The sequence below is a fragment of the Pseudomonas sp. AKS31 genome (assembly GCF_023634765.1).
In the GTDB taxonomy this organism is placed as follows: Bacteria; Pseudomonadota; Gammaproteobacteria; order Pseudomonadales; family Pseudomonadaceae; genus Aquipseudomonas.
Genome location: NZ_JAMLFX010000009.1, coordinates 17,481 through 18,802, shown reverse-complemented (window position 1 = coordinate 18,802; position 1,322 = coordinate 17,481). Strand labels below are relative to the sequence as shown.

Here is a 1,322-nt window from a genome sequence, read left to right as displayed (position 1 = left end):
CAGGCTCGCTCCCACATGGATCACTGAGGTTCTGTGGGAGCGAGCCTGCTCGCGGAGCTTTCAGACTTTCAGGACTTTGCCGCCAATGGCCACCGCGACCAACAGCACCGCCATCAAGCCAAAGGCAAAACTCAAACTGCTGGCATGCGCCACAAAGCCGATCACCGCCGGCCCCGCCAGAATCCCTGCATAACCCAGCGTGGTAATCGCCGGCACCGCGATGCTCTCCGGCATCACCGTCTGCTTGCCCACCGCCGTGTACAGCACCGGCACGATGTTCGAACAGCCGGCGCCGACCAGCGCATAGCCGACCAGTGCCGCTTCCCAGCTCGGTGCAAACGTCGCCAGAAACAGACCTGCCGCGGCCAACAGACCGCCAAACAGAATGATCCGCGTTGCACCGACCATCCGCACAATGCGGTCACCCAGCAAACGCCCGGCCGTCATGGTCAATGCAAACGCTGCATAACCCAGCCCCGCATACGCGGTGTCGATCCCGCGCTCCTGCGCCAGAAACACCGCGCTCCAGTCCAGCGCCGCGCCTTCGGTGAGAAAGACGATGAAGCACATCCCGCCGATAAACAGCACGATGCCGTGGGGGATGGCGAACGCCGGTCCAGAGCTTTCACTGCCGTAAGGCAGCATGTGCGGAACGCACTTGAACAGCGCCGCGATCAATACCACCACCACTACCAACATCGCCGCCAGTGGCGTCAAGCCGAGGCCGAGCAGGGCGCTGACACCCGCCGCGCCGACAATCCCGCCGAGACTGAACAAACCGTGAAAGCCCGACATCATGTTCTTGCCACTGGCGCGTTCGACGATGACCGCTTGCAGGTTTACGGTCGAGTCCACCGTGCCCAGACCGGCGCCGAACATGAACAGCGTGGCGATCAGCGCCGGGATCGACGACACCGTTGCCAGCAACGGCAGCGCCGCGCAGATCAACAACGTGCCGCCGGTAGCGACACGACGACAGCCGAAACGTGTGGCCAGAATCCCCGCCAGTGGCATCGCCAGAATCGAACCGACCCCGAGGCACAACAGCAATAACCCCAGCGTGCCTTCATCCAGTCCGGCGCGCGCCTTGGCGTATGGCACGAGAGGCGCCCACGCAGCGATACCGAGTCCGGCGATAAAAAAGGCGATGCGCGTGGACATCTGTTGCAGGCGTCCGGGGACGAAGGTGTCTTGGGGGTTGAGGCTGGTCATATCGATCCTTGGCAAAAAACATCGCGTCCCCGAATGACAGTGATACGGCGACGAGGTTCGATCGCCAATCTTTCGAGGAGGTAAAGACAACATCCTACCCTGTGGGAGCG

Annotated in this window: 1 protein-coding gene; it reads right to left on the bottom strand. The window is 62.5% G+C overall.

The features are described from left to right. Positions 1–60 precede the first annotated feature (60 nt). Positions 61–1,212: an MFS transporter gene (locus M9827_RS20615; protein WP_123451066.1), complete on the bottom strand. Its 1,152-nt coding sequence runs from the start codon at positions 1,210–1,212 to the stop codon at positions 61–63. Between the last annotated feature and the right edge of the window lie 110 nt (positions 1,213–1,322).